The sequence below is a fragment of the Pseudorhizobium halotolerans genome (genome assembly GCF_902153235.2).
Lineage (GTDB): Bacteria > Pseudomonadota > Alphaproteobacteria > Rhizobiales > Rhizobiaceae > Neorhizobium > Neorhizobium flavum.
In genome coordinates, this window is the sequence record NZ_CABFWE030000013.1 from 127,457 (window position 1) to 149,286 (window position 21,830).

Consider the following 21,830-nt stretch of genomic DNA (forward strand, 5'->3'; position numbering starts at 1 on the left):
AACTCTGTCAGAAGCGTTGCGGCGAGAAGGGTGATATTTCGATTGGGAGCCGCTCATCCGTCAACAGATCAGCGACAAGCCGAGCCGTCCCGGTTGATTGGGTGAGACCAAGGTGTCCGTGGCCGAAGGCGTAGATGACACGAGCCAGGCCGCGCGCTCGTCCGATCGCCGGCAGACTGTCAGGCAATGAGGGGCGGAAGCCCATCCACTGCACACCCTCCTCCGCCTTCAAGCCCGGCAGAAACGCCTGCGCCTTGCCGAGCATTGCTTGCGAGCGCTTGTAGTTCGGCGGCAGGTCCAGCCCCCCGAGCTCCACTGCACCGCCGACGCGGATGCCGGTCGACAGACGGCTCACCACGAAGCCATGTCCGCCAAAAGTGACCTGTGTCCTGAGGTCGAAGGCCGTAAGCGGCAAGGTCGTGTTGTAGCCCCGCTCCGTCTCCAACGGGATCGATTCTCCAAGGGTCCGCGCAAGGCGGTGTGAAAAGGCGCCCGCGGCCACCACCACCTGCCCCGCACGATATTGCTCACCCTGCGCAGTGACAATCTTGACGCCCGTCTCATCCGGCCGGACTGCCGTGACATCTGCCTGGCCGATCTTGCCGCCCTTGGCACGGAAGTGATCCGCGAGCGCTATCGTATAGAGCTTCGGATCGGCGATTGAGTACCAGCCGGGGGTGAAGGTTCCGTGGGTAAAACGGGGCGATAGCCCCGGCTGGAGTTCTGCCATACCTGCGGCATCGAGATGGCGGAACTCAATGCCATGCCGTTCGCGCGCCGCCCATCCCGGTAACGACGCATCAATCTCAGCCTGGCTTTCGTAGACCTGCAGGTTGCCATCCTTGCGCAGCATGTTCAGCGTGCCCGTCTGCTGCAAGAACGGCTCGAGCTCTGCCTTGGAGAGATCCATCAACGCGGTCTGCGCATCCGTGGAAGATGCAACGCGAGCCGGAGAACAGGCGCGCCAGAAGCGATACATCCATGGCGCGATGTTGAGAGCGTATGATGGCGGAACCGAAAGGGGGCCGAGCGGATCGAGTAGCCACTTCGGCGCCTTTCGCATGATACCGGGCGAGGCAAGCGGCAGGATGTCGGTGAAGGCGAAGGCCCCGGCATTTCCGGCGGATGCGCCGGCCGCCGGCCCTTCTCGATCGAACACCGTCACCGAAAGCCCCCTCGCCTGCGCGGCGATCGCGGCGGAGAGGCCGATCACGCCCGCCCCGATGACGACAACGTCCGGCTGTGTCATCAGCGGACGCTCCCGAGAAACTCCTGCGTCTCCGGTCGCTGAGGGGAGCCAAAAATCTGATCCGGCACGCCGATCTCCGCCATCACGCCCTGGTGGAAGAAAGCAACACGGTCGGAAACGTCGCGCGCAAAGGCCATTTCATGGGTGACGCAGATCATCGTCATCCCTTCCTCTGCAAGCATTTTGAGTGTGTCCAGCACCTCCCCGACCAGCATAGGGTCAAGAGCCGAGGTAACCTCATCGAACAGCATATATTCCGGGGACATGGCTAGCGCGCGAGCGATAGCCATGCGCTGCTGCTGGCCACCCGACATCCGGCTCGGATAGACCGACAGCTTGTCCCGCAAACCCACATGGGTGAGTTGCTTCACCGCAATCTCCTCGGACTTCTCCTTGGGAAGGCCGAGGACTTTGCGCGGCGCCAGCATCACGTTCTCCAGCACCGTCAGGTGGGGGAAGGCGTTCCACTGCTGGAAGACGATCCCGACCTTCTGGCGCAGTCTGTTGAGGTCGGTTGTCTTCGCGTGGACCTCGGTGCCGTCGATGCGGATGCGGCCCGCGTTGATTGGCTCCAGACCGTTGATACAGGTCAGCAACGTGGACTTCCCCGAGCCCGACCCGCCGATGATCGTGACCACCTCGCCGTTATCGACGTTCAGGTTGATACCCTTGAGAACCTCCAGACTGCCAAAGGACTTGTGGACATTTTCAATCTCAATCATGGGGAGACCACCGTCTTTCGAGATAACCGCCGAACCGGGCGATGGGGAAGCTGATGATGAAGTAGATGGCGCCGCAGATCAGGAGGATGAACAGCGGTTCCTGCAGGCGGGTGACCAGGATCTGCGATGCTCGCAGTAGTTCGATCAAGCCGAGCCATAGTACCAAGGCCGAGTCCTTCATGACGCCCAGCGTCAGTCCAATCCAGGCAGGGAGCGAAACCCGCGTCGCCAATGGCGCCACGATGTAGCGCATGTCCTGCCCCCAGGTCATGCCCAGTGAGCGAGCCGCACGGCGGGTGGTCACCGGAACCGACGCGATGCCGCCTCTGACAATCTCGGTACAATAGGCCGCAGTATAGAGTGAGAGAACCACGCAGGACGTCGTAAATGGCGGCCAGCCAAGCTTCGCGATCGACTGCAGGGCATTGCCAAGCACCAGCTGGATGAGGAGCGGGACGGACCTGAAAATGTCGAGGAAGAACATCAGGGGCATCGACCAGACAGGTCCGGCCTGGAAGCGGATTACGCCGAAAACGAATCCCATGATCGTGCCTGCGGCTACCGACACGACAGTCACGGCAAGGGTCATGGCGGCACCTTGGCCGAGGAAGACCAGGTCGTTCCAAGTGAGGGCGGTGTCGAACATATCCTGCCCTCCTAGTAGCGGAACATGCGCCAGGCCAAGGCTCTGGCGGCCAAGGTCACGGCCTTGGCGATGACGTAATAGATCACAGCTGCGATCGCGAAGAATTCGAACGTGCGGAATGAGCGAGCATTCAGCTCCTGGGTTACACCGGCAAGGTCGGTGTTCATCCCGACGGTCACGCCGAGCGACGTCATCAGGATTGCCCAGACCATCTGGTTCGTCGCCGGCAGATAGGCGATGCGCAGCATCTGAGGCAGCACGATGAAGTGGAAAGCCTGCAGCCAGGTCATCCCGAGAGACCGGGCTGCGCGCGTTTGAGTATCCGGTATTGCCTTCAGCGCGCCACGGAAGTTTTCCGCGAGATAACCCGCATTGTTGAATGCTATTCCTGCAAGCAGCGCTGCATAGGGGCTGAGGTGAATGCCAAAATTGCCCAGACCGAAATGGGCCATGTAGATCTGGAAGAGTGCAGGCGTGTTGCGAGCGACCTCGACCCAGACCGCCGCAAACCCGGACAGGACCCTATTGCCGGATAGACGAAAAACCGTGAGCGCAATTGCGCAAGCCAGGCCGATGACCATCGACAATACGGCAACCTGGAGAGTGACAAGCGCACCGTCGAGCATCTGCGGCAGTGCCCTGAGTGCCTGGTTCCAGTGGAAGGTATAGTTGAACATTCCCGTCTCGCTTCTCTAAAGGGAGCAGCGGCGCCGTTAGTTGCCGGCGCCGCCTTGGAAACGGGTCAATCAGCGATAAACGCCGCCGACGGTCAGATCCGGCGCCTCGCCGCCTACCCACTTTTCGTAGAGCTCAGCGTAGCGGCCGGTGCGGACCTGCTGATTGATGAACAGGTTGAGGTAGTTGATCAGGCCATACTCCTCGCGATTGGTGAAGAGGGCGACATAGTCCGTGTCGAACGGTGCCTTGCCGACAACCGAAAGCCCAGCGAAATTGCCAGACTTGACGTTCGCCTGAGCGACCGTCGACGTGGAAACCGTCGCATCAATCTGGCCCTGGCTCAAAGCGAGGAAGACGTCAGCCTGCGTCTGATAAGGACGGAACTCGCCTTCGCCCCAGGCCTTGACCTGCTCCTCGAGAGCGATCGCCTCATAGGTGCCGGCCGTTGCGCCGACGACCTTGCCCTTCATGTCTTCGAAGGACTTCACACCAGACTTCTCGTTGGCGGTGACGGCCATCTCGAAGGCGAAGTACGGTATCGTCATGCCCACCGTTTTGGCCCGCTCGAGCGTGTCGGAGGTCGAGGCTACACCGACATCAACCCGACCGGACATCAGCGCCGGAATACGCTCCGGGAAGGGAGTTTCGACGATTTCGGCCGTCACTCCGAGTGCCTTCGCCAGATCGTTGCAATAGTCTACGTCGAAGCCGACCGGATTGTTGCTCGCGTCGCGTGATCCCATCGGCGGGAAGTCAAGGACCACTGCACAACGCAAGGTACCGGACCCGATGATGTCATCCAGCTTGTCCGCGTGAGCAGCGCCACCGAGTGCGGTGGCAGCCACAAGACCAAAAGCCAGTACCGAAGCCTTTTTCATTGCTCTCTCCCAATCTAGCGATCCTCGCCCGCGAAGGCCCGTCCCACGCCGAACAGCGAACAATCCGGAGCCAGAATACAAAAAAAATACAGCAAGTATATAGTCATTGGAAAAAAGTTTGAACGAGGGCGGGCGCGAGCCCGCCCTCGTCGGATCTAGTCCCGGAGGTCTTCAGGCTGGAGTTCCGGCGGCAGGTTCTGGTAGGATACGGGCCGCAGGAAACGGCGGATCGACATTGTGCCGACGCTTGTCGCGCCGAAGTTGGTCGATGCCGGATATGGGCCTCCGTGGACCATGGAATCGACCACCTCAACGCCCGTGGGGAAGCCATTGACGAGGAGGCGGCCGGCTTTGCGCTCCAGAATGGGTAGCAGGCGCTTGGCGGCATCAAGATCGCCGGCATCCATATGGATCGTTACGGTCAGCTGGCCATCGAGCCGACGGCCGATCAGCTCCATCTCCTCGACCGACTGCACTCGCACGACGAGGCCAAGCGGTCCGAAGACTTCTTCTGAGAGCGCGTGATCGGCCAGAAACCGATCCCCCGATATTTCAAACAGGTTCGGAAGGGCGTTCCGGCCGCTCGATTCGGTGACGTAGAGCGGCTTTGCCGTATTGCGGCCGCTGAAGCGCCCCACCCCCTCCTGATAGGCAGTCGCGATCCCGTCCGTCAGCATGGTCTGTGAACCGACCTTCTGGAGGGCTTCCACCATAGAGGTGATGAAGCGGTCGGCCTCGCTTCCATTCATCACGATAGCAATGCCGGGATTGGTACAAAACTGGCCAGCTCCCATGGTCAGCGACGCCGCCCAGCCCTCGCCTAGCGCTTCAGCACGAGCCTTCATTGCCTCTGGCAGCAGGAACATCGGGTTGACCGAACCAAGTTCACCAAAGAAGGGGATCGGCTCTGGACGGCCTGCGCACAGGTTGAAGAGGGCCCGGCCGCCCGTGAGCGAACCGGTGAAGCCAACCGCCTTTATCAGCGGATGCTGGACGAGAGCTTCTCCCACCTGACGGCTGCCGCCCTGGATGAGCGAGAAGACACCCTCATGGATCCCGGTTTTCTTGATCGCTGCCTCGATGGCGTGAGCGACGACCTCCCCCGTACCCGGGTGGGCGGAGTGTCCCTTGACGACCACCGGGCAGCCGGCTGCAAGTGCTGCAGCGGTGTCGCCGCCCGCAGTCGAGAAGGCGAGCGGAAAATTCGAGGCGCCGAAAACAGCAACCGGACCAATCGGCCGCTGGATCAGACGAATCTCCGGACGCGGAGCCGGCTGGCGATCCGGAAGCGCCGCATCAACACGACGATCGAGATACTCACCTTTTTCGATGTGGTCGGCAAACAGGCGCAATTGGCCCGTGGTGCGACCTCGCTCCCCTTGAAGGCGCGCGGTCGGCAAGCCGGTTTCCTGGGTGCCGATCTCGGTGATCTCGTCGGCACGGGCCTCAATCTCGCCTGCGATGGCTCGCAAGAACGCAGCCCGCTCCGCGCGGGATGCGTAACCGTAGCTCACAAAAGCCTCCTCTGCCGCTTCGGCCGCCCGGTTCACAAGTGAAACATTTCCGACCGCAAAATCGTGCGCCGGTCCATGGGCAGGCAATGAGGCGAAGGTCCCATCACCTTCCAACCACTCGCCGGCGACGAGATGTCTGCCACTAAGGGTAAAAACCATTTTTGACGTACCTTTCTGCCTATCGGATTTCGCTGATTAAGAAGATGGCGGCGAATTGCGCCCGTCGGCTTTTGTATACTATATGTATGCAGTACCTCAACCGCCAACCGTGTGTCGGTCGGCCTTGCCTCGGAGAGACAGAAGATGACGCAAACCTCCCGCTTGACGATTGCGGATCTCCACCAGCGGGTCGATGCTATCTTCCGGAAGGCCGGCCTCAATGCGCAACAGGCCGGAGCGCTAGCTCGGGTGATCGTCGCTGGCGAGCGCGACGCCTGCAAGTCGCACGGGATCTATCGTATCGAAGGGGCCCTGCGGACCGTGAAAGCAGGCAAGGTCAAGCCGGATGCGGTGCCGGAACTCGACCTGAACCAAGGTTCGGCCATCGTCAGAGTGGACGCCAAGGGGGGATTTGCCAACCCCGCCTTCGAACTGGGTCTTCCCGCATTTGCCGAACGCGCGCGCGCGCTCGGTCTCGCGGCGCTGGTCATCAACGATTGCAGCCACTTTTCCGCCCTGTGGCCGGAAGTGGAAGCGGTGACTGGCCAAGGCCTTGCCGCGCTCGTCATGTGCCCCAGCTATGCGACCGTTGCGCCCACCGGCGGCAGCAAGCCCCTGCTCGGGACGAACCCCTTCGCATTCGGCTGGCCGCGTCCGGATCATGCACCCTATGTCTTCGACTTTGCCACCTCTGTGGCCGCACGGGGTGAGCTCGAACTGCATCGACGCGCCGGCAAGCCGCTGCCGGAAGGCTGGGCGATCGATGCCGACGGACATCCGACAACCGATCCGGAAGCGGCACTGGCCGGCGCCATGCTTCCCTTCGGTGGCCACAAGGGCTCGGCGATCGGCACGATGATCGAGCTTCTGGCCGGCATCATGATCGGCGACCTGACGAGCCCTGAAGTCCTGGACTATCTCGGGACCACGACGCTTGCGCCCATGCATGGGGAACTGATTATCGCCCTCTCGCCCGAGGCCTTTGCCGCCGGGCGTCCCGGAAACCCCTTTGCGCGTGCCGAGAACCTGTTCGAGAGCATTGTCGGCCAGGGCGCCCGCCTGCCGTCGCAACGCCGCTTTGCGGCCCGTGCGAAGTCCGAGGCGGAAGGGATTGCGCTGACGGCTGCCGAAATGGAGCAGCTTGGCCGGCTTCTCGAAAAGGGGCTTGACGCGATCGCGTGATCCCTGGCGCGGCTCTGGTATCGCCACTCGCTACGGCTCACGTGCGACGGTCAGACCAAAAAGGCCCTCCTTGCGGAGGGCCTTTTCTCGAGAGGACTCGTGATCTACGCCTTGTATTTCTGGACGGCGCCCGGAAGCTTGCTCCACTCTGCGTACCATGTATCAAAGAGCTTCAGCTGAGCCTCGACATAACCGCGCTGGCTTTCGGACAGTTCGTCCGTCTCATTGAAGTGCAGCGTGTATTCCTTGTCGCCCTTCAGAACCATCATGTGCTTGAAGAAGAGCACAAGATCCGGCCCTTCGTCGAAGGAGGAAAGGACCGCGAGCGCCGATTCCAGTTCCAGCGCGCGCTGGCGGGCATCCGGATCGCCCTTTGCGGCGGCCTGGGCGAGGTTGCACAGGTGCAGCACTTCCTTCGGCAGGACGCAACCGATCCCGGTGATGGCGCCGGTTGCGCCACAGTTGACGAAGCCGTGGAAGACGCAGGTATCGACGCCGATCATCAGCGAAACGTCATCGTCGCGGCTGGTGATGTTTTCGGCGGCATAGCGCATGTCGTCCGCTCCGCCGAACTCCTTGAATCCAACGAGGTTCGGATGCTCTGCGCGCAGCGAGAAGAAGAGATCGGCGCGGGTGGCGAAGCCGTAGTAAGGGCTGTTGTAGATGACCGCGGGCAGATCCGGAGCGGCGGCAAGGATGGCCTTGAAGTGGTTCCTCTGCGCCGCCACGACAGAGCCCCGGGACAGAACGCGCGGGATGACCATCAGGCCCTGCGCACCCACCTTCTGGGCATGAGCGGCGTGGGCGACAGCCGATGCCGTGTTGACGGCGCCGGTGCCGACGATGACCGGAACACCAGCCTTTACCAACCGCTCGACGCCTTCCATGCGCTGCTCATCGGTCAGGAGCGGCCAGTCACCCATCGAGCCGCAATAGACGACGGCGGACATTCCCTTGCCGATCAGTTCCCTGCCCTTGCGGACAAGCGCGTCGAAATCCGGGGACCTATCGTCCTTGCAGGGCGTCATCAAGGCGGGAATGACTCCTGAGAATATCTTGGCCTTCACGTCAGTCTCCTTCTAGCCATTTCAACCGGACAATAAGCAGGAAGGAGGCGCAGCCTCCCTCTCCTTTGCACCGTGGATATCAAGCTGCATTCTGTTTGTCGACAAAAAAAATACAAATCTTCAGAGTTCGATGTCGAGCCCGCCATTGCGACTGAAAAGTCTCTGCACCTGAGCAACGATCTGCTCGGCATGAGCCTTGCCGAGACGGTCGGCGCGTTCGACGTCGCGGGCTTCGATCGCCGCAACGAGTTCCGCATGTTCCTCCACGAATCGTTGTGGGAACTGCTCGTCATAGGACTGGTAGTAGAGGCGCAGGATCCGCCGACCCTCGTCCAGCAAACGACGAAACAGGCTGGTGAAGTAAGGATTGCGTCCCGCTTCGGCGATCGCGGCATGAAATGCCGCGTTGGTCGCGATCATCGCCAGCGCATCGCGTGCGGCGACCGCCGCCGCATATTCCTCGTGATGAAGACGGATGGCTGCGAGATCTCCCGGCCGATGGTTCTGTGCGGCAAGGCGCGTCGTCACCCGATACATGAGCACGAGTGCATCGAAGAAGGGCCCGAGATTGAGGAAATCAATGTTCGACACCATGGTCGAACGATTGGGCAGCGTCTCGATCAGGCCCTCGCCTGCCAGCCGCACCAGAGCCTCGCGGATAGGCGTGCGCGACATCTGAAAGCGTTCCGCCAACTGCACCTCGTCGATCGGGCTGCCGGGCGCGAGCTTCAGATCGAGGATTTCATCGCGCAGCAGGTCGTAGACCATTTTGACGCCAGAACCGCGTTTACGTCCGGGCGGTGGAGGGGAGACAGAATCGGCCATTGATTATCCTCTTGTCGACACATAAAATACAAACTACGGCTATCCGATCAATCGCTTAAAATGGGCATTGACGTTGCCGTTGCGTCAAGTGCAGCGGCGGTAGATTTCGAAGCGTGCGCAAGCAACTTTGCCTTGCGCGCAGGACAGGGTCTGTCGGGGGAGAGCATGCGCAGCAGCAAGGTCATCCATATCGTATCCTGCCACGCCGAGGGTGAGGTCGGGGACGTCATCGTCGGCGGCGTGGCACCGCCACCTGGCCAGACACTTTGGGAGCAGCGCAAGTTCGTCGCCGAGGACAAGACCCTGCGCGACTTCGTGCTGAATGAGCCCCGCGGTGGCGTTTTCCGCCACATCAACCTGCTCGTTCCGCCGAAGGATCCACGCGCGACCATGGGCTTCATCATCATGGAGCCTGAGGACACGCCGCCAATGTCCGGATCCAACTCCATATGCGTTTCCACCGTCCTGCTCGACAGCGGCATCGTGCCAATGGTCGAGCCGGAAACGCGGATGATACTTGAAGCACCGGGCGGGTTGGTCGACGTCGTAGCGGCCTGCCGCAACGGCAAGGCTGAGCGTATCACGGTCACCAATGTGCCCTCCTTCGCCGACAAGCTGGACGCGACAATCGAAGTGGAAGGACTTGGCACTCTCACCGTCGATACGGCCTATGGCGGTGACAGCTTCGTCTTCGCCGATGCCCGCGCACTTGGCTTCAGCATTACTCCAGACGAAGCCCCCGAACTCGCTGAGACTGGCATCCGCATCACCAATGCGGCAAACGAACAATTGGGCTTCACACATCCGGACAATCCGGATTGGGACCACATCTCCTTTTGCCAGCTCACACTGCCGATCGAGGAGCGCAATGGCGCGTTGCACGGCCGTAACACCGTCGTCATCCAGCCCGCCAAGCTCGATCGCTCACCCACGGGGACCGGATGCTCGGCGCGGATGGCCCTGCTTCACGCCCGCGGCCAGATCAGTGCGGGGCAGCCCTTCTATGGTTATTCCATCATCGATTCGCGCTTCGATTGTCGCATCGTCGGACAGACAACTGTAGGAGACCGCCCTGCAATCATACCAGAGATCACAGGACGCGCATGGATCACCGGCACCCATCAGGTGATGCTGGATCCCGATGACCCCTGGCCAGCGGGCTATCGCCTTGCCGACACCTGGCCGCGGATGGGCGGGCGCTGAAAACTTCACCAGCGGGGGCCACAGACGTGACGATGAAGGTCAGCAGCGGATCCATCAGTTCGAACCAATAGTCTGCCCTACTAGAGCATCCCAAAGGCCGATGCCGTGTGGAAGCGAGCCGTCATTAAAGTCGAAGAGCGGCGAATGGAGCACCGGGTTTGCTCCTTCCCGTCGTGCGCCGAGCCATATATAGGCCCCTGGTCTTTCCTGCAGCATGAACGCGAAGTCCTCAGACGCCATCGACGGCTCTGCATCCGTCACCTGAAGGCCACTTGCCTTCGCAGCACGGCGCAGGCGAGTTGCATGTTCGCTATTGTTGATCGTTGCGGGATAACGCCGCTCGTAGCGCAGTATGGAACGGCAGGCAAAGGCTTGCGCAACACTGGATGCAATGTCGTTGATACGTTTCTCTATAATATCACCGACTTCCGGCAGGAACCAGCGTGTCGTGCCCCCAAGTAGGACCTTCTCCGGGAGGACGTTAAATGCGTCACCGCCATGGATCCGCGTGACCGAGACAACCGCCGCCTGCAAGGGCGAGACGTTTCGTGCGCAGATAGCTTGAAGTGCCGAAACAATCTGTCCCGCCGCCAGGATCGCATCGGCGCCCTCGTGTGGCATCGCGCCGTGTGCGCCACGCCCGACGATTTCTATTTCGAAGGTTGCGAAGGCAGCCATCATCGGTCCGTCAAGCGCCACCGCATGCCCGAGGGCCAAGGCCGGCCAATTGTGAAGGCCATACACTGCATTGATGTCCATATCCCGGAACAAGCCGTCGTTGATCATGAACTGCGCGCCGCCCTCTACCTCCTCGGCCGGCTGGAAGATGAGGTGTAGCACACCATTGAGATCATCGCGCAACGCGGCCAGTTTCGCGGCCGCAAGTAACATTGAGACATGCCCGTCATGACCGCAGGCGTGCATGACGCCGGGATTGGTGGATGCGTGAGCAAGACCCGTCTGCTCGGTGATCGGCAGCGCATCCATGTCGGCACGTAGTGCAACTGATCGGCTTGCGGATCCGCGGGCAAGTGTCCCGACGACGCCAGTTCGTCCGTATCCACGCCTGACAGAGTAGCCGAACTCCGTAAGTTTTCTCGCGACGAAGTCGCTGGTTCTAACCTCCTGAAACGCCATTTCAGGATGTCTGTGAAGATCGAGGCGCCACTGCCGCGCCTCCTCAAAAAGCTCCGACGAAAAACTAATGCTCATGGTTTGTCTCCTTGATGTCCTTGAAGGTTGCTGCGGGCTTTTTCCGCGGATTTATCATAAGTGAACGAATTAGGGCCCCGCCTGCGAAGGAGGAAAACCTGTCGTGCTCTTCGGTTGATCGGCCCACTTGACACACCCTGCTTTCCGCACTTTTATTATCTAAACGTTTGGTTAGTAAAAGGGGAACATAAATGAACCTGACGAAGCTACGCTACCTGGCTGTCGCCGCGACCTTTGCTCTTGCTGGTCCGACCTCAGCGCAAGAGTGGAAACCCTCACAGCCAGTCACCGTGATCGTGCCCTGGGCAGCCGGCGGCTCAACCGATACCGTCACGCGCGTCGTCGCCGGCGAACTGTCCAAGGCATTTGGTCAGAACTTCGTTATTCTCAACCAGCCCGGCGCTTCCGGCTCGGTCGGCACGCGAGCCGTCTGGGAAGCTCCGCATGACGGCATGACAATGGCTGCCGGCGCGGTCGCCGATCTCGGAGCCTATCCCGTCTTCGGCACGCTCGACGCAACGCTGGAAGACTGGCGCCTGTATATCCACGTCGCTAATCCCGGCCTCGTCTCTGTGCCGGTCAACAGTGAGTGGCAGGACTTCGGTCAACTCCTGGAAGCGTTGAAGACGTCAGAGACCCCGATCACTGTCTCCTCCGGCGGCTTGTCCTCCGCGACCGCGATCTCGATGCAGACGCTGGAGAAGGCTGCCGACATCAATTATCGGCAGATCGTCTATGAAGGTGGCAATCCCGCCGTGATATCCACCGTCTCTGGTGAAACCCAATTTACGGCCGCAACTGCCACTGAGCAGGTCGACATGATCCGCGCTGGCCGCTTGCGCCCGCTCGCTGTCATCGCCGACCAGCCTCTGGAGCTTGAGGGCTTTGGCACGGTACCGCCGGTTACCAAGTGGCTGCCTGAGGTTAAGAGTGCTCCGAACTATTTCGGCATCTACGTACCGGCCGACGCACCGAAGGAGGTGCTTGACGCAATGGACAAGGTCTGGGCGGAGCAAATTAAGGACAACGAGGTGTTGAAGAAGCATGCTGCCGAGCGCGGCGCGCTGTTCAACGCCCTCTATGGCGACGAAGCCGTTGCGGCCGCCACTCCATACCTGTCGATCAACGCCTGGCAGCAGTTCGACACCGGTGCTGCACCGAACGACCCGAGCCAGTTCGGCATTCCGAAGCCGGAATAAACGCCTCGGTTATAGAGAAAGACCTCAGGGTGCCCTTCGCACCCTGAGGGGCACCTGCTTCATAACTTCTTCCAGGCCAGCAGATCATGGACGGATTCACTCAATTTCTCAGCGCCGTCCTGGCAATCGGGCTCTCTGCCGATTTGTTCGTCGTCGTCTGGGCGACCTTACTCGGCATCGTTGTCGGCATGATCCCGGGCCTCACCGCCACCCTCGGCGTAGCACTCGTGACGACACTCACCTTCACCATGGAGCCCAACACGGCAATCCTGGTGCTCATCTCGGTCTATATCGGTGCCATCTACGGCGGTGGCCGCACGGCGATCCTACTTAATATCCCGGGCACGCCCGCCAACGCCGCCTCGGCGCTCGATGGCTTCCCGCTGGCGAAGCAAGGCCGCGCCGGCGAGGCGATGGCAGTCGCCACAACCGGCTCCTTCCTCGGCTCCATGGTCGGCATGTTGGGTCTCGCGATCATCGCTCCGTGGTTGGCCGAATTCGCCCTCGACTTCACCTCGTTTGAATTCTTCTGGCTTGCAGTGTTTGGCATCGTTTTGTGCGGACAACTCACGGCCATGGATGATCCACTTAAGGGCTGGATTGCAGGCTTTTTCGGTCTGCTTATCGCCATGGTCGGCCAAGAGGCTCTGCATGCCTACCCCCGCTTTTCCTACGGCATCCCAGATCTCGAGGGAGGCCTCGGCCTGCTGCCGGTGCTTGTCGGCGCCTTCGGTTGCGCCGAGGTCTTCGTCGTGATGCGTCAGGAGGCGACCCAGCTCGTTGCGTCCAAAGTTGGCAATGTGCTGAGCTCCGCCTTCTCCTCTTTCCGTTTCGCCAAGACCTGGCTGCGTTCGGGCGCCATAGGAACTTTCATGGGTGTCGTCCCTGGCGTGGGCGAAGATATGGGTGCATGGGTATCTTACGCGGCCGCCAAGCGTGCATCCAAGACCCCTGAAGAGTTCGGCAAAGGATCGGCCGACGGTCTGCTTGCCGCCGAAACCGGCAACAACGCCGCTGTTCCTGGCGCGCTCATCCCGGTACTGACACTTGCGATCCCAGGCTCTGCACCGGCGGCTGTCCTGCTTGCGGCCATGATCATTCACGGGCTGCGCCCCGGCCCGCTCATCATGATCACCCAGGCGGACTTCTTCTACTCTGTCGTTGCCATGGTTTTCTGGGCAAGTGTCGCGATGCTGGTGCTGGGTTTGATGCTCACGCGGCCACTGCTTTATGTGCTGCGCATTCGCCGAGAATGGCTGATGGGGGCAATTTTTGTCCTTTGCGTCGTCGGCTCTTTTGCCATCGCCGGTCGCATCTTCGACGTTTGGGTGATGATTGCCTTCGGCCTCATAGGCTTCGTGATGCGCGAGACCGGTTTTCCTGTGGCGCCAATGATCCTTGGCGTGGTGCTTGGTCCGATCCTCGACAACAACTTGCGTCGCAGCCTGTCCATCAGTCAGGGTGATCCGCTGCAGTTCGTGTCGCGGCCAATCAGCATCGTTATCGCCTGCATGGTGCTGGCCATCATTCTGTTGTCGCTGCCGCCAGCGCAATACGCACTACGCGCCGCACTCGCGCGGCTTTCGTCGCGGGGTCGGAGGAGCGCAGATGGTTAGCAAGGTGCTCATCTGCGGCTTTGGCGCGTTCGGCGAACTGCATGCTACCGCCTGGCGGCGGCTCGATCCGGCGATCAAGCTAATGGTGGCTGATCCAGCAGAACGCGCTCGCTCGCGCGCCCTGCAGTTGGGAATTGCACCGAACGATATTGCTCCCGACCCTACCGCTCTGCTGAACAGTGCTGACATCGTCGACATCGTTGCGCCGCCAGCCTTCCATATGGCTCTCGCCCTGCAAGCCCTGGCCGTTGGCAAGCCGGTCATGATCGAGAAGCCCGCAGTTGAAACCGTTGCCGATGCACGCGCGCTTCTTGAGGCCGCAGGCGACCTGCCTGTCCAGGTTGGCCTCGTTCTACGCGCCCATCCGCTGGTTTCCGAGGCAGCCCGGCTTATGGCCGAGGGCGAAATTGGCGAGCTCCTGGCGATGGACGGTGACTTCTCCGGCTGGAAGCGCATGCGTGCCGATTCCTCGCTACTTGAAAACGACGGCGTCCATTTCCTCGATCTGATGCGCCACTTTGCCGGCGCTCCCGCGATAGAGGTCGAGGCGCGCTCGTGGAGCCTGCTAGACGCTGCTGTCGCCGACGACATTACAATCGAGATTTCGTTTATCGGTGGCGTACGCGGCCGACTCCGGCTCGGCGTGCTGATAGCCGGTGAGGCCGAGGACGCCTTCGTGCCTGGCGCGGTGACCACAAAGCGCCTGACGCTTGTTGGACGAACAGGCAATATCGCCATCGATTTCAACCGAAACACCCTCACCACATCGACGGTCAGCTACACCCGTTCGAGCGGCGGCCACGACGTTCAGCCGCAGTCCATTGCCAGCAATCTTGCCCTTGGTGCTACCCCCGAAGCACTTTTAGCGCGAAGCTTCGCCATCTTCTGTGACGCGCTACGCGCCGGCACGCCTGTCATGTGCGACGCCCGGCAGGGCGCGCTCGAATTGGCTGCAACGCTCGCCGCCGTCAACGCGGAACTTGACGCCGAAACGCGTCGACCGTCACGCATCCAAGGAGACCTGTTATGACCGGTGCCCGTCCCCTCGTAACCGACCTGATCGGCGGTCTGATCGTCACGATCATCGGCGTCGCAGGCACCGTGGAATCTTGGCGCATGCCTCGCTTTGAGAACCGTAGCGCCGACCCCTTTACAGTCCCTGGTCTCACCCCGGGCTTACTCAGTCTCGTGCTGGCTGGGCTGGGGGTCGTTCTGATCCTGCGGGCGCTTATGGGGCGCGGCGGCGCAAGCGAACTGCCCATCCTGACCTGGCCAGTCGGCAGTGCACAGCGGATGGGCTTCACTTTGGCCTCAGTGGCGCTCTATGGCTTCGTCCTGTTTGGCAACATGCCGTTCATCATCGCAACTGCCACCTTTGTTTTCCTCTTCACGGTTGGCGCCGAACTCCTGAATCCCGATCGCAAGCTTGCCTTGGTCCCGCTGGGGCTTAGCGCTCTCGTGCTTGGTATTGCCACTGCCTTTGTCATCCGCTTCATATTCGTCGAAGTGTTCCTCGTCAGGTTGCCGGGATGAACACATTTCGCTTTACGCTCTGCAACGAGGTGCTGGCTGCCCTGCCATTTGAGCGGCAATGCGCCCTGGCTGCGGCGCTCGGCTATGACGGGCTCGAGATCGCGCCCTTCACCCTGAGCGACAACCCGGCAAGCCTGACGACGAACGAACGTGCAAACCTCGCCAAGATCGCGGAAGTGGAAGGCATTGTCATCACGGGCCTGCACTGGCTGCTCAACGTGCCGGACGGGCTATCGCTTACCAGCGATGACGCCGACACGCATCGCCGCACCGGCGACCATATGGCCGCAATGGTGGATCTGTGCGCTGATCTCGGCGGTAAAGTCATCGTTCATGGTTCGCCGAAACAGCGCTCGCTAAGCGACGCCGCGACACCTGAGCGAGCCCGCAACAGCGCCCTTTCTCTTTTACGCGAAGCGGGCGAACGTGCGGGAGCAGCCGGCGTAACCTATTGCATCGAACCCCTGTCACCGGCCATGACCGGCTTTGTCACCAGTGTTCGTGAGGCTCTCGACATCGTTGACGAGATCGGCGAACCCGCGCTCAACACGATGATCGATACACTCGCCGCCTGGGGCGGCGAAATCGAGCCACCTGATGTACTTATTCGCCGTCACATGGGCACCGGCCGCATTCGCCACATCCATCTAAACGACGACAATATGCGCGCGCCCGGTCAAGGTGAGCGTCGTTTTGCCCCGATCCTGCAGGCGCTCATCGACACCGGCTATGCTGGCTTCATCGGCGTTGAACCCTTCGAGTGCTACCCAGACGGCGCTACCGCTGCCGCACGCGCCATCGGCTATCTGCGCGGCATCGCTGAAACACTGGAGCCCCTCTCGTGACCGCCCCAAAAGTCAAACTTGGCGCAGTACGCCTCGGCATCGGCAATGCCTTCGCCCGCATGCCATTCCGCTTCGGCGTCGTTACCATGGACGCCGCCGCCTCGCTGACGCTGGAGCTCGAAATGACCGTCGACGGTAAGCACAGCGTCGGATACGCGTCCGACCTGCTCGCTTACAAATGGTTCGACAAGCGTCCGGAAAAGACCCCCGCTGACAACGTCGCTGACCTCCTCTGGGTGGTCCATCTCGCAGCATCGATCGCGAAGGATCTGCCGGCAGACACTCCCTTTGAGCTCTGGAAGCAGCTCGACGTCGCGGTAGACCGCGCCGCACTCGCCGGCGGCTTCAATCGGCTCGGTGCATCCTTCGGCGTCTCTATGATCGAGCGTGCAATGATCGACGGCGTTGGCAAGGCACTCGGCCTATCCTTCCGCGCAATGTTGACCAATGATGCTCTCGGTCTGCGTCCCGTTGACATCTTCCCCCAGCTTGACGGAATGAGCCTTGAAGACGCGATCCCTTCACGTCCCCTTACAAGGCTTAACCTGCGCCACACGATCGGCATGGTCGATCCGCTCACCGCGGCCGATCCCTTCGAACCCGTGAACGACGGACTGCCGGAGACGCTGGAAGACTATCTGCGCGAGGACGGCATTCGCTATCTCAAGATAAAGCTCGGTGGTGATCTTTCGACCGACATCGAGCGCCTCCAGGCGATCGCTGGCGTCCTTGCAGGGGGAGATTACCGCATCGCCGCCACCCTGGACGGCAATGAGCAGTACAAGCATCTCGATGATTTCGCAGCCCTGATGGAGGCAATCCGCTCACGCCCCGCACTCGCTTCGCTCTTTGCCGCAACGTTGTTTGTTGAACAACCGCTGGAGCGCTCCGTCGCCCTCGCCTCCCCGCTTGACGCGAAGGCGCTCGATGCAATCGGCCTGCCGCTACTCATCGATGAGGCCGACGGTTGGACCAGCGCCTATCGTGAGGCCATCAATCTTGGCTATCACGGCGTCAGCCACAAGAATTGCAAGGGCGTCATCCGCTCACTGCTCAATGCCATGCTCGCAACCCACCACAGCCATCTGGCTGGACGTCCGGGTGCCTACTTCCAGTCGGCGGAAGACCTGACCTGCCTGCCTGCCGTATCGCTGCAGGCGGACCTTGCCGTGGTTGCCGTCTTGGGCATCGGCCATGTCGAGCGCAACGGCCATCATTATTTTCGAGGGCTCGAGCACCTGTCCGTAGCCGAGGCAGAGGCCGCGCTCGCCATCCATCCGGACCTTTACGAGCGGAAGGACGGTCGCGTGCAACTCGCCATTCACGACGGTACGCTGCGTGTTGGTTCGCTTGAGGCGCCCGGACTTGGATCATCCGTAACACCGAACCTCAAGGATCGCATCAGTCCGGCCAACTGGTCGTTCGAGATGCTCAACAGGACAAACCACGCCTGACGTGAAAGGAATTTTCGACATGACTGAACTGCCCTCTGAAATCCGAAATGAGCAGGAACTGGAGGACCTGCTGTCGCAGCCCAGCCAGAAGTTGATCGACACGCTTGCCAACCTCGATGGAGACATCTCCATACTGGGCGTCGGCGGCAAGATGGGTCCGACGCTCGCTCGCATGGCAAAGCGCGCTGCTCCCAACAAGCGAGTGATTGGCGTGGCTCGCTTCTCCGAAGCAGGGCTAAAGGAGAAGCTTCAGGGCTGGGATATCGAGACTGTCGAATGCGACCTGCTCGACCGTGCCGCAGTGGAACGGCTCGAGAAGACCGCCAATGTCGTATTTATGGCAGGGCGCAAGTTTGGATCAGCCGGCAACCAGTCCCTCACCTGGGCTATGAATGTTCAGGTGCCGGCGATCGTCGCCGAGGCGTTCGCCGCATCGCGCATCACGGTCTTTTCGACGGCCTGCGTCTACCCCTTCGTCGACATCACCGGGCAAGGAGCCCGTGAGGATCTCGATCTCAATCCGCCCGGCGAGTACGCCAATTCCTGCGTTGGGCGCGAACGCATGTTTGAACACTTCTCACGCACCCATGGCACCAAAGTGTCGCTCATCCGCCTGTCCTACGCCATCGACATGCGCTATGGCGTGCTGCATGACGTGGCTAGAGCAGTGCAGTCGGGAGAACCGGTGCAGGTCAACAGCGGACATTGCAACGTCATATGGCAAGGTGATGCCAACGACATCGCACTTCAGTCGCTCGCCTACGCAGACAATCCGCCTTTTGTGCTCAACCTCTCCGGTCCGGAACTCGTCAGTGTTCGCCGCCTCGCCCAAAAATTTGGCGAGAAGTTCGATCAAGAGCCGATTTTGTCCGGCAGCGAGCAGGACAAGGCTTGGATTATCGATACCAGCCTTCAACAGCAGCTATTCGGCTACCCGTCGGTGCCACTGCCACGCCTGATCGACTGGACGGCCAAGTGGCTCTCGGACGGACAGCGTTCCCTCGGCAAGCCCACCCATTTCGAGGTTCGCGATGGCAACTATTAAGGTCACCGGTACGCGGCGCCAGGCTGGCGATACTAGGGCGGGGGAAGAAAAACCCCGCCAGACACGTGATGCCGCTGCCACGCGTGATCGGATCCTCAAGGCCGCCGAAAAGGAGTTCGCAAAGAGGGGTCTCAAAGGTACCCGCATCGACGCTATCGCGAAACGCGCACGCTGCAACAAGGCCTTGATCTATCACTATTTCGGTTCGAAGGAAGATTTGTTCAGCGCAGTGCTGGAGGTCACTTACGAGAAGATTCGCGAGGCCGAACGGAGGCTGGATCTCGCCCATCGCTCCCCTCAGGATGCGATGCAGGAGCTGATTGGATTTTCCTTTGACTATGTCAGCGAGCACCCTGAGTTCATCTCCCTCATAAACGACGAGAACATGCATGGTGGCGTCCATCTCTCGCACTCGACGCGGGCGCGCGACCTTAACAGCCCACTCGTCGCCCTGATCGAGGAAATCCTCAACCGAGGTCAAGCCGAGGGCGCGTTCCGATCCGGCGTTGACCCGGTTCAGCTTTACATTTCCATCGCCAGCATCTGCTATTTTTTCATCGCTAACCGACACACCCTATCGGCGATCTTCTCCCTACCCAAGACACGCGAGGTGCTCGACATGCGGCGCCAGCACGTCATCCAGGTCATCCTCGGCTATCTGCGACCGGACGCTTCCGCCTCCGCCGCCAACCTTCCAAGAGTACCGTCATGAAAATCCAAGACATACCCGCCGTTCCTCTCGAAGCGCTGCGCAAGGGCGGCGTTATCCCTGCCCATCCGCTGGCACTGAATGCGGACCGACAGCTCGACGAGCGCCGCCAGCGGGCCTTGTCTCGCTACTATCTTGACGCAGGCGCGAGTGGCATGGCGGTCGCGGTCCACACCACCCAGTTCGAAATTCGCGAGCACGGGCTACTTGAACCGGTGCTCTCGATTGCGGCCGAGGAAGCAGCACGACATGGCTCCCAGCCTATCCTCATAGCCGGCGCAATTGGCAAGACGGAGCAGGCGGTGCGGGAAGCCGAGCTTGCCCGCACCAAGGGATATCACGCCGTTCTTCTTGGTCTTGCGGCAATGAAGGATGCCAGTGAAGACGAGCTGATTGCCCATTGCCGCGCCGTCGCCGGGGTGATGCCGGTAATCGGCTTTTACCTGCAGGTCGCTGTGGGTGGCCAGCCCCTGCCCTATTCGTTCTGGCGCCGCTTCGCGGAGATCGAAAACGTGGTGGCCATCAAAATGGCGCCCTTCAACCGGTATCGTACCCTAGACGTGGTCCGTGCCGTCGTCGATGCCCGAGCGGAAGATCGGATTACGCTCTACACGGGCAATGACGACCACATCATTGCAGATTTGATGACCCGCTTCACCTTCATGCGTGACGGCAAGCCTGTCAGCGTACGCATCAAGGGCGGCTTGCTCGGCCATTGGGCCGTCTGGACCAAGAAGGCCGTCGAACTTCTCGCCGAGATCCACCAGCGCCCCGACGCCCGTACCGCTTCCGAATGGCTTGAGCTCGATGCAAAGACCACGGATGCTAACGGCGTGCTGTTCGACGTCGCGAATGATTTCGCCGGCTGCATTGCCGCCATCCACGAAGTTTTGCGCCGCCAGGGCCTGCTCGAAGGTATCTGGTGCCTCAATCCGCGCGAGACAATGGGACCGGGCCAGGTCGAGGAGCTCGACCGCATCGCCCGTGACTATCCCGAACTCAATGATGACGATTTCGTACGAGCCAATGTCGACCGCTGGCTCACCTGAAACTGTGCGACCCGCTGGAGAACCCACAGCCTTGACAGGGAGCAATTTTGGCAGGCGGTGACGCAGGCGTCACTGGCTGATCGTTCGTTCAGCTAGATGAACCATAGTCCAGAGAACGAACCGCCCGACGAGCGGGCGGTTCTGCTTGTATCAGAGCGAGGCGCCAACCTTGCGCAGCTCAGCGAGGATTGGCGCCTTCGGCAGCCAGATCTTGTCATAGGCCTCAATGATCTTGCCGGCATCGGCAACTTCGACATCCTTGATTGTGATGACCTTGCCAAACTCCTCCAGGAGCTTTGACTCGTTGGCAACAGTTGCGTCGATCTGCTCATCGAGCGCCGATTTGGTCAAACGGGCAATGAGCTCGCGGTCCGCCTCCGGCATTTGCTGCCAGACGCGGCCTGATGCGAGCGCAACACAAGGCATGAAGATCGCGTTCATCTTCAGCATTGTCTTCGACACTTTGTCGAACCGCTGGTTCCAAGAGAAGTCCAGGTCAGCCTCAAGTCCGTCAACCTGGCCGTTAGACATGGCGTCGAAAACCGCCGGCGTAGGGATCGGCGTTGGCGCCGCACCGAGCAGTTCATAGAAATCCTTATAGGCAGGCGTGGTGTTGATGCGCAGCTTCATTCCGTTCAAGTCTTGAAGTCCTGCGATCTCTTTGGCCGTAAACACGACGCGCATTGTCGTAATGCCCCATGCAAGCCCGATAGTGCCTGTCTCTGCGGGAAGAACATCGAGCATCTGCATAGGTTCTGTCGCAAACGGAATGGCAATCTCTGTCGGGCATCAAGCCCTCTGATTTTCGGGGGAGCTTGTGATGTTCAACGGCCGCCATTTCGACCGATCGGTGATTCTGCTGTGCGTTCGTTGGTATCTGGCCTACAATTTGAGCCTACGCGACTTGGAAGAGATGATGGCCGAGCGTGGCGTGAACGTCGATCACTCCACCATCCATCGTTGGGTCGTCCACTTCTCGCCTCAGTTGCTGGAGCGCTTTAACCGGCACAAGCGGAGCGTTACCGGCAAGTGGCATATGGACGAG

At 60.8% G+C, this 21,830-nt stretch carries 20 protein-coding genes and 2 pseudogenes; 12 read left to right on the top strand and 10 right to left on the bottom strand.

Going from position 1 to position 21,830, the window contains the following annotated elements; all coding sequences use genetic code 11:
• Nucleotides 1-7 precede the first annotated feature (7 nt).
• The 6 genes from FN060_RS19645 to FN060_RS19670 form a co-directional block, all read right to left on the bottom strand.
• Entirely contained in the window at nucleotides 8-1,249 is a 1,242-nt protein-coding gene (locus tag FN060_RS19645; RefSeq protein ID WP_142589677.1) for an NAD(P)/FAD-dependent oxidoreductase, read from the bottom strand.
• Nucleotides 1,249-1,971 carry an amino acid ABC transporter ATP-binding protein gene (locus FN060_RS19650; RefSeq protein WP_142589678.1) on the bottom strand — a complete coding sequence of 241 codons (723 nt, stop codon included), beginning with the start codon at nucleotides 1,969-1,971 and terminating at the stop codon, nucleotides 1,249-1,251. Before FN060_RS19650 ends, FN060_RS19645 begins: the two co-directional genes overlap by 1 nt.
• Nucleotides 1,964-2,617, bottom strand: coding sequence for an amino acid ABC transporter permease (locus FN060_RS19655; protein ID WP_142589679.1), 654 nt, complete (start codon nucleotides 2,615-2,617; stop codon nucleotides 1,964-1,966). Before FN060_RS19655 ends, FN060_RS19650 begins: the two co-directional genes overlap by 8 nt.
• An 11-nt stretch (nucleotides 2,618-2,628) precedes the next feature.
• On the bottom strand, nucleotides 2,629-3,294 hold the full coding sequence (locus FN060_RS19660) for an amino acid ABC transporter permease (protein WP_142589680.1): 666 nt from the start codon (nucleotides 3,292-3,294) through the stop codon (nucleotides 2,629-2,631).
• Between the two features lie 69 nt (nucleotides 3,295-3,363).
• On the bottom strand, nucleotides 3,364-4,173 hold the full coding sequence (locus FN060_RS19665) for an ABC transporter substrate-binding protein (protein WP_142589681.1): 810 nt from the start codon (nucleotides 4,171-4,173) through the stop codon (nucleotides 3,364-3,366).
• 155 nt (nucleotides 4,174-4,328) lie between these two features.
• Nucleotides 4,329-5,846 (bottom strand): aldehyde dehydrogenase (NADP(+)), encoded by a 1,518-nt coding sequence (locus FN060_RS19670; protein ID WP_142589682.1) that lies wholly within the window; start codon nucleotides 5,844-5,846, stop codon nucleotides 4,329-4,331.
• 144 nt (nucleotides 5,847-5,990) lie between these two features.
• On the opposite strand from FN060_RS19670, the gene FN060_RS19675 reads away from it, so the two are divergent.
• A complete protein-coding gene (locus tag FN060_RS19675) occupies nucleotides 5,991-7,028 on the top strand; it encodes an Ldh family oxidoreductase (RefSeq protein WP_142589683.1) in 1,038 nt (345 codons plus the stop codon).
• 104 nt (nucleotides 7,029-7,132) lie between these two features.
• On the opposite strand, the gene FN060_RS19680 is transcribed toward FN060_RS19675, so the two are convergent.
• Nucleotides 7,133-8,095, bottom strand: a complete 963-nt coding sequence (locus FN060_RS19680) for a dihydrodipicolinate synthase family protein (protein WP_142589684.1) — start codon at nucleotides 8,093-8,095, stop codon at nucleotides 7,133-7,135.
• 120 nt (nucleotides 8,096-8,215) lie between these two features.
• Nucleotides 8,216-8,920 carry a GntR family transcriptional regulator gene (locus tag FN060_RS19685; protein ID WP_142589685.1) on the bottom strand — a complete coding sequence of 235 codons (705 nt, stop codon included), beginning with the start codon at nucleotides 8,918-8,920 and terminating at the stop codon, nucleotides 8,216-8,218.
• Between the two features lie 165 nt (nucleotides 8,921-9,085).
• On the opposite strand from FN060_RS19685, the gene FN060_RS19690 reads away from it, so the two are divergent.
• On the top strand, nucleotides 9,086-10,123 hold the full coding sequence (locus FN060_RS19690; protein ID WP_142589686.1) for a trans-3-hydroxy-L-proline dehydratase: 1,038 nt from the start codon (nucleotides 9,086-9,088) through the stop codon (nucleotides 10,121-10,123).
• 54 nt (nucleotides 10,124-10,177) lie between these two features.
• Here FN060_RS19690 and FN060_RS19695 read toward each other — a convergent pair whose 3' ends face one another.
• On the bottom strand, nucleotides 10,178-11,335 hold the full coding sequence (locus tag FN060_RS19695; protein WP_142589687.1) for an amidohydrolase: 1,158 nt from the start codon (nucleotides 11,333-11,335) through the stop codon (nucleotides 10,178-10,180).
• Nucleotides 11,336-11,526: 191 nt separating this feature from the next.
• Between FN060_RS19695 and FN060_RS19700 the strand changes: the two genes are divergently transcribed.
• From FN060_RS19700 to FN060_RS19740, 9 genes are all read left to right on the top strand, one after another.
• Nucleotides 11,527-12,534 carry a Bug family tripartite tricarboxylate transporter substrate binding protein gene (locus FN060_RS19700; RefSeq protein WP_142589688.1) on the top strand — a complete coding sequence of 336 codons (1,008 nt, stop codon included), beginning with the start codon at nucleotides 11,527-11,529 and terminating at the stop codon, nucleotides 12,532-12,534.
• An 86-nt stretch (nucleotides 12,535-12,620) separates the two neighbouring features.
• A complete protein-coding gene (locus FN060_RS19705; protein ID WP_142589689.1) occupies nucleotides 12,621-14,150 on the top strand; it encodes a tripartite tricarboxylate transporter permease in 1,530 nt (509 codons plus the stop codon).
• The gene (locus tag FN060_RS19710; protein WP_142589690.1) at nucleotides 14,143-15,180 is read left to right on the top strand and encodes a Gfo/Idh/MocA family protein; all 1,038 of its coding nucleotides are present in this window, start codon (nucleotides 14,143-14,145) and stop codon (nucleotides 15,178-15,180) included. The genes FN060_RS19705 and FN060_RS19710 overlap by 8 nt, the downstream gene beginning before the upstream one ends.
• Nucleotides 15,177-15,683, top strand: coding sequence for a tripartite tricarboxylate transporter TctB family protein (locus tag FN060_RS19715; protein WP_142589691.1), 507 nt, complete (start codon nucleotides 15,177-15,179; stop codon nucleotides 15,681-15,683). Before FN060_RS19710 ends, FN060_RS19715 begins: the two co-directional genes overlap by 4 nt.
• Nucleotides 15,680-16,528 (top strand): sugar phosphate isomerase/epimerase family protein, encoded by an 849-nt coding sequence (locus tag FN060_RS19720; RefSeq protein ID WP_142589692.1) that lies wholly within the window; start codon nucleotides 15,680-15,682, stop codon nucleotides 16,526-16,528. The genes FN060_RS19715 and FN060_RS19720 overlap by 4 nt, the downstream gene beginning before the upstream one ends.
• The gene (locus tag FN060_RS19725) at nucleotides 16,525-17,982 is read left to right on the top strand and encodes an enolase-like domain-containing protein (protein WP_142589693.1); all 1,458 of its coding nucleotides are present in this window, start codon (nucleotides 16,525-16,527) and stop codon (nucleotides 17,980-17,982) included. The genes FN060_RS19720 and FN060_RS19725 overlap by 4 nt, the downstream gene beginning before the upstream one ends.
• Before the next feature lie 19 nt (nucleotides 17,983-18,001).
• The gene (locus FN060_RS19730) at nucleotides 18,002-19,027 is read left to right on the top strand and encodes an NAD-dependent epimerase/dehydratase family protein (protein ID WP_142589694.1); all 1,026 of its coding nucleotides are present in this window, start codon (nucleotides 18,002-18,004) and stop codon (nucleotides 19,025-19,027) included.
• Nucleotides 19,014-19,739 (top strand): TetR/AcrR family transcriptional regulator, encoded by a 726-nt coding sequence (locus FN060_RS19735; RefSeq protein WP_142589695.1) that lies wholly within the window; start codon nucleotides 19,014-19,016, stop codon nucleotides 19,737-19,739. Before FN060_RS19730 ends, FN060_RS19735 begins: the two co-directional genes overlap by 14 nt.
• Entirely contained in the window at nucleotides 19,736-20,785 is a 1,050-nt protein-coding gene (locus FN060_RS19740; protein WP_142589696.1) for a dihydrodipicolinate synthase family protein, read from the top strand. The genes FN060_RS19735 and FN060_RS19740 overlap by 4 nt, the downstream gene beginning before the upstream one ends.
• A 150-nt stretch (nucleotides 20,786-20,935) precedes the next feature.
• Here the strand turns inward: FN060_RS19740 and dctP are convergent.
• Nucleotides 20,936-21,535 (bottom strand): annotated as a pseudogene (gene dctP / locus FN060_RS19745) (TRAP transporter substrate-binding protein DctP); the annotation flags it as partial.
• A 70-nt stretch (nucleotides 21,536-21,605) separates the two neighbouring features.
• Between dctP and FN060_RS19750 the strand changes: the two are divergent.
• Nucleotides 21,606-21,830, top strand: a pseudogene (locus FN060_RS19750) (IS6 family transposase); the annotation flags it as partial.